This window comes from Mannheimia kashgarensis (assembly GCF_041807705.1).
Lineage (GTDB): Bacteria > Pseudomonadota > Gammaproteobacteria > Enterobacterales > Pasteurellaceae > Mannheimia.
Map to the genome: position 1 here is coordinate 1 of NZ_JBGTYY010000052.1, position 5702 is coordinate 5702.

At 39.4% G+C, this 5702-nt stretch carries 5 protein-coding genes; 4 read left to right on the plus strand and 1 reads right to left on the minus strand.

From position 1 onward, the window contains the following. Window positions 1-1473 precede the first annotated feature (1473 nt). Window positions 1474-2544 carry a hypothetical protein gene (locus tag ACERCF_RS12270; RefSeq protein ID WP_373625755.1) on the minus strand — a complete coding sequence of 357 codons (1071 nt, stop codon included), beginning with the start codon at window positions 2542-2544 and terminating at the stop codon, window positions 1474-1476. Between the two features lie 115 nt (window positions 2545-2659). Between ACERCF_RS12270 and ACERCF_RS12275 the strand changes: the two genes are divergently transcribed. The 4 genes from ACERCF_RS12275 (at window position 2660) to ACERCF_RS12290 (ending at window position 5673) form a co-directional block, all read left to right on the plus strand. After that, window positions 2660-3793 carry a Fic family protein gene (locus ACERCF_RS12275; RefSeq protein ID WP_373612193.1) on the plus strand — a complete coding sequence of 378 codons (1134 nt, stop codon included), beginning with the start codon at window positions 2660-2662 and terminating at the stop codon, window positions 3791-3793. A gap of 167 nt (window positions 3794-3960) precedes the next feature. Further along, entirely contained in the window at window positions 3961-4137 is a 177-nt protein-coding gene (locus ACERCF_RS12280; RefSeq protein WP_373625756.1) for a hypothetical protein, read from the plus strand. Window positions 4138-4139: 2 nt separating this feature from the next. Then, entirely contained in the window at window positions 4140-4424 is a 285-nt protein-coding gene (locus ACERCF_RS12285) for a type II toxin-antitoxin system RelE/ParE family toxin (RefSeq protein WP_373625757.1), read from the plus strand. A gap of 103 nt (window positions 4425-4527) precedes the next feature. Next, window positions 4528-5673, plus strand: coding sequence for a hypothetical protein (locus tag ACERCF_RS12290; RefSeq protein WP_373625759.1), 1146 nt, complete (start codon window positions 4528-4530; stop codon window positions 5671-5673). The last annotated feature ends 29 nt before the right edge of the window (window positions 5674-5702 follow it).

Consider the following 5702-nt stretch of genomic DNA (forward strand, 5'->3'; position numbering starts at 1 on the left):
TGTCATTGTATTTATCCTAGTTTTTTTGATAAGGCAGAAATGCTACCCTCATAACTTGGTAAAGTCAAAGAAAAATGTATACAAAATAATCTATACCTGTAAATAAGTACACTTATGACATCTACAACCGTGTGGCAACGAGAGAGTTTGATTCAAACACCGAAAATGAAGGGGCGGAGAAGGTAGAAAGTTATACTTATAACAGCTATGGACGAGTGGTGCGTACTGAGTATAATAACCTAATCACAAAAACAATTTCTTATGATACTAACAAGCGTGACCAATTCGGTCAGAACCTCAAAACAACAACCTACGATGCAAATAACAATGTGACGGAGATGACTCAATACGACTATAATCTCTACGGACGGGCTACGAAAAGGTATTTCTTAACGCAAGATGGGGACGTGGATTGGGTGCGTGAGTACACCTACAATGCTCAAGGACAATCTATCCGTGAATATGATGACAGAAATGTTATCGGTAAATGGGATAAAGGCGACGTCATTAAAGAGTTTACCCGCAGTGATGATGCTGTAGGGCTGATCGTTGGTCGTAAGCAAACGGACAATGTTGATCCGATAGAACTTGTACGCCACTTTGTTATTACCTATGATGAATTCAACAGACAAGTCTTAGACTTTGAAGATAAGGATGTAAACGGTAAGATATCCGTTGGCGAGCATTACAATCAGCGTATTTATGAAGGAACAAATACGGTAGCCAATACGATTCATTACAAAACAGGTGCTGAAGGCGAAGATGTATTCCGTTATACTGTTCAAATAAATCGCGATGAAAAAGATCTGACAATCTCCCGCTTTGTCTCCAATAACAAAGGTGAGTTTGAAACACTTCATTACGATGGATGGGGGGCTCCGCAATCTTCTACCGAAGACTACGCTGAGGAGCGATTCCAAGCTCTGTTTGACAAATTCGGCGGTAAGTTGAAAACGTTGAATTTATCGAATGAAACCCAAAGCACAGAGATTACATTCGATAACGACACGTTAGCGAAAATGACTGCTGGACGGTTAGTGATTAACGGTGATAAAACCGACACCATTAACCTGAAAGACGGTTCAGAGTTCAGCAAACAGGAAGCAACGGTGAAGGAGGGGGCTAACGACTATGTGCAGTACACTACAGAAGTTGGCGGAGACACCTATACCTTGCTGATNCAAACAGGAAGCAACGGTGAAGGAGGGGGCTAACGACTATGTGCAGTACACTACAGAAGTTGGCGGAGACACCTATACCTTGCTGATTGATACCGATGTTAATGTGAACCTACTGTAATTCCATAGTATACAAGCGGTCGGTTTTGCCGAGAAATTTACAAACCACCGCTGCTTAAAAAAACAAAACCTGTTGCCGGTCGGCAACAGGTTTTTTTATTATCAATTTTCAACCGAAGCGGGCATTTTGCAAATTTCTCAGCAAAATGCACCGCTTGCAACGGCTTTAAACCGCTTACGCTAAAACGACATTGATGTCGGTGTCAATCAATAAAGTGTATTGCTGACCGTCTACCTCGGTTTGGTATTGTTCGTACTCATTATTACCTTGTTTAACATTTTCAATCTGTTTAAACTCGGAATGGTCTTTTAGTCTTAATGTGTCGGTAGCATCACCGTTGATTAATAGTTTAGACGCAGAAAGCCGTGCGACAACATCATTATCTAATGTGATTTCAGTATTGGCGTTTTGGTTTGACAGACTAATCGTGCTGACACGTCCGTTAAACGGTTGATAGAACGCTTGGATACTTTGTTCAGTATAGTCTTCCACGCTGTTTTTCGGAGAACCATAACCATCATAAGTGACAGTTACCACCGATGTTTTGGCATTATCCACCACGGTTGCCAGATACTGTCTTGCTTCATTATAGAGGAAGTGGATCGTGTACTGAAGAACTTCGCCGCTGTAGTTCTCAATATGAGAAACTTGGGTACTATCAGCTACATAATAGCTTTTCATATTTCTTTCGTTGCCATCAATGATGCCATTCTCATTGGTATCCCAGTGCGCAAACTTCACTCGATTAAACTCATCATAGGTATATTGGCGTACATCTGAAACAGGTTCATTTTTGGCATTGAATGAGGTTTTTTTGACTGCTAATTCCAGACCTGTAACAGGATCTCGAGTGTACTCATAGATAATATCACCCCGGTCTTTCTCTCCATTTGAGTTTTTATCAAAGTAAAATTGCATATTACGACCGTATGCATCGTATTCTCTGTGCCTTATTTGGGTCGGATTGGTATTTGACCCTGCATAAAGTGTTTCTACCGCTGGTTGCCCATACACATTGAATTTATACAACACTTGGGATGCAAGCACATTACCCGAATAGTTTTGGACTTTTTCTATTTGTCCATAATGATTCCGTTCATACAGGGAATAGGCGTCAATCAATGCTTCATTACCCAACACATCACTATCCGTTCTTACCAACTGATTTAAGCTGTTGTAGTGATAAGTTTCCACCCGTTCCACACCCTCTTTCGAGAAGTCTGTATCAACCTCCCTCGTTGCCACACGGTTGTAGATGTCATAAGTGTACTTATTTAAAGCTATGAGCTGATTAATCTACTTATTTAGCTCGAGTAATGAGGTGAATGTGCTATACTTTCAGCTCATTTGGAGAAATACAATGCAATACAATGATTACAAATGGATATGGCAATATCCGAATTGGACGGAATTTTTATGGAATCAAAGCCAACTTGAGCCACAGTTACGTCGCTGTTGGTTATTGTTGGGTAAATTGATTGGATATAGTGCTCAAATCAAGCATCAAGATTCGCAACTGGCGTTAGATACTTTGTTGAATAACATTTTAAGTTCATCACAAATTGAGGGAGATAGTTTGAATGCCTATTCTGTGCGTTCATCGCTTGCGAAAAAATTAAATATCTCGGTAGATATTCCTTATCCTGTTTCAGATCGCTCTGAAGGCGTGAGCAATATTATGCTTGATGCACTGGATAATTGGCAGGAAGCCTTGAGTAAAGAACGCTTAGCACAATGGCATCGTTGGTTGTTTCCCTATTACACGCCACATATTAAAGCAGGCGAGCTACGTGGTGAGGAGCCGATGCAAGTCGTATCGGGCAGGCTGGATAGACCAAAAGTTCACTTTGAAGCCCCGCATCGTCATATTTTAGAGGGAGAACTAAATCGATTTATTGATTGGTTTAACCAAAGTAGAGAGGATAATACGCTCGATCCACTGCTCCGAGCCGGAATCGCCCATCTTTGGTTTCTTACCTTACACCCGTTTGATGATGGTAATGGTAGATTAGCAAGAACCTTAACTGACTTAGCCCTCACTCAAGCCGATCAACAAAGTATTCGCCTATACGCTATCTCTACCACTATTTTGCAAAAAAGAGCAGAATACTACCGCTTGTTGGAACAAACTCAAAAAGGTGATCGTGAAATAACCTCTTGGCTAAATTGGTTTTTGAATATCTTGACAGAAAGCATTGAACAGAGTTTAGTTCAAATTGAACGCACATTGTTCAAAAGCCACTTTTGGTTGAAATATCGGGAGCTGCAATTAAGTCCTGAACAGAAGAAAGTGTTGAACCGCTTGTTAGATGGCGGAGAAAATGGGTTTGAATTGGGCATTAGTGCCTCTCAATATCAAAAAGTTGCTAAAGTCAGCAAAGCAACCGCAACCCGCCATTTAACGGATTTACTGGAAAAAGGGCTGATAAAAAAGACTAATCAAGGTGGGCGAAGCACTCGCTATTTAATTGCAGAAATCCACAAGGATAACTAGATATTCGCCTCATTATTTGAGCTAAATAGGTAGGTTAATCAGCTCATAGCTTTAAATAAGTGTGCTTATTTACAGGTATAGATTATTTTGTATACATTTTTCTTTGGCTTTACCAAGTTATGAGGGTAGCATTTCTGCACTCATCAAGAAAAACGAGGATAAATACAATGACAATACTTACAAAAAATCCCGTGAGTACGACCAGCAAAATTGAATTTGTGGAACATAACCGCCCCTCAGAAGAGCAAGTCTTTTTGATGCGAATTTTGAATGGCGAAATTACATTCAAAAGTAATGAAGAAGTGTTGGAAAATCTGCGTAAAAGATTGAAATTAGATAAATAGTGATGAAAGTTGATTATATTGTTCAATGGTCTAATGAGGCAGAAGAGCAGCTCAATGAAAAAGCCGATTATATAGCAGAGCAAAGTAGTAGAGAGATAGCCAATAATTTCTTTGATAATATCAAAGCGACCACAGAAAAATTGTCATATATTGCTGGGGTATATAACGACGGTAAATTCCATAAATTTCCCATATCTAAAAGCCGAAAACCTCATTCTGTACGATTTATAGTTGTTGGGGATTTTGTTTTAATTAGTGAGTTTATCCCTGCTGGTAAGAATGATTAAAATAACGCTAAAAGCTCGTTTTTTAAACGAGCTTTTACTTTTAGCTTATATTTTTGAAAGTATTATATTTACACTTAAATAGAACAAAAAAACATCTAATCGAATGACTTTTACGCTAATTGCTAACAATAAGTACACTTATGACATCTACAACCGTGTGGCAACGAGAGAGTTTGATACTGACTTCTCTGAAGGCAAGGAAGGTACTGAGCGTAAGGAAACTTACGGCTATGATAACTACGGTAGATTAATCGAAACCAAAGAAGATATCTTAGGCGATGCTATCGATGTGAATAGCCGAATGGTGCGTGAAAGAGACGAGTTTGGTCGTGATAAAGTCATTCGCAACTACCAAGCAGATGGTACGTTAATTTGGAAACGAGAGTATGAATATGATGAGTACGGTTATCAAACTAAAGTGACTAACTATTCATCTGAAACTAATAAGAGCTTTATCAACAGCAATACCCGTGATGAGTTTGGTCGACTTAAAACACTCTATGAAGACAAAAATGCCAACGGTATCTATGATGTTGGCGATTTGAAACTAACCCTCATCTACGACCAAAGCATAAATAGCAATTACGCTGAGCGAATTGATGAAAGTGTTAGTTCTAAAGCTCATAACTTCTATACTTATGATGAGCTGAACAGACGAGTAACTAGCTTTAGAGATAAAAACGGCAACAAGCAGGTAGATGGCAATGAAGTATTGAACAAATCCTCTTATATCGGCAACACAAGTGTTTTTGATACTGTTGAGGATTATCGTGGAGGAGATAAACAAGAGCATCTGTATCAAATACGGAAGTTTATTTACCAAGATGCAGGTATTAGCGGTACACAAATTGCTTTATTGACTGAAAATGTTGCTAAAGCCGAAGGCACTCTATCCTATGGTGTTGGAGGCTTCAACTATTCAACCAAAGATGATTATAGCTCTGATAAATGGCGGGCATTGCTGGATAATTACGAAAACAAAATTATCCAAATCAACCTAACCAATGCAAGGGCAAGTACAGACATCACGGTTGATAATGATGTTATCGCTAAAATCAGCAAGAACCCAACCTTGCGAATCAACGGTGATGGTACTGATACTGTGAGGCTGAAAGACAGTAGTGAGTTCACCAAACTTGAGGCGAAAGTAAAAGCAGGCTCTAACGAGTTCCATCAATACACCACTACGGTGGAGGGCGAATCTTACACCTTACAAATTGATACGGATATCAATGTCGTCTTGGCTTAATGTTATGTTAGCGTAACCAGCCATTAACA

Excerpts from the sequence above, each read along its gene's own strand:
- ACERCF_RS12275 (WP_373612193.1), top strand. The coding sequence starts at position 2,660 with ATGCAATACAATGATTACAAATGGATATGGCAATATCCGAATTGGACG.
- ACERCF_RS12280 (WP_373625756.1), top strand. The coding sequence starts at position 3,961 with ATGACAATACTTACAAAAAATCCCGTGAGTACGACCAGCAAAATTGAA.
- ACERCF_RS12285 (WP_373625757.1), top strand. The coding sequence starts at position 4,140 with ATGAAAGTTGATTATATTGTTCAATGGTCTAATGAGGCAGAAGAGCAG.
- ACERCF_RS12290 (WP_373625759.1), top strand. The coding sequence starts at position 4,528 with ATGACTTTTACGCTAATTGCTAACAATAAGTACACTTATGACATCTAC.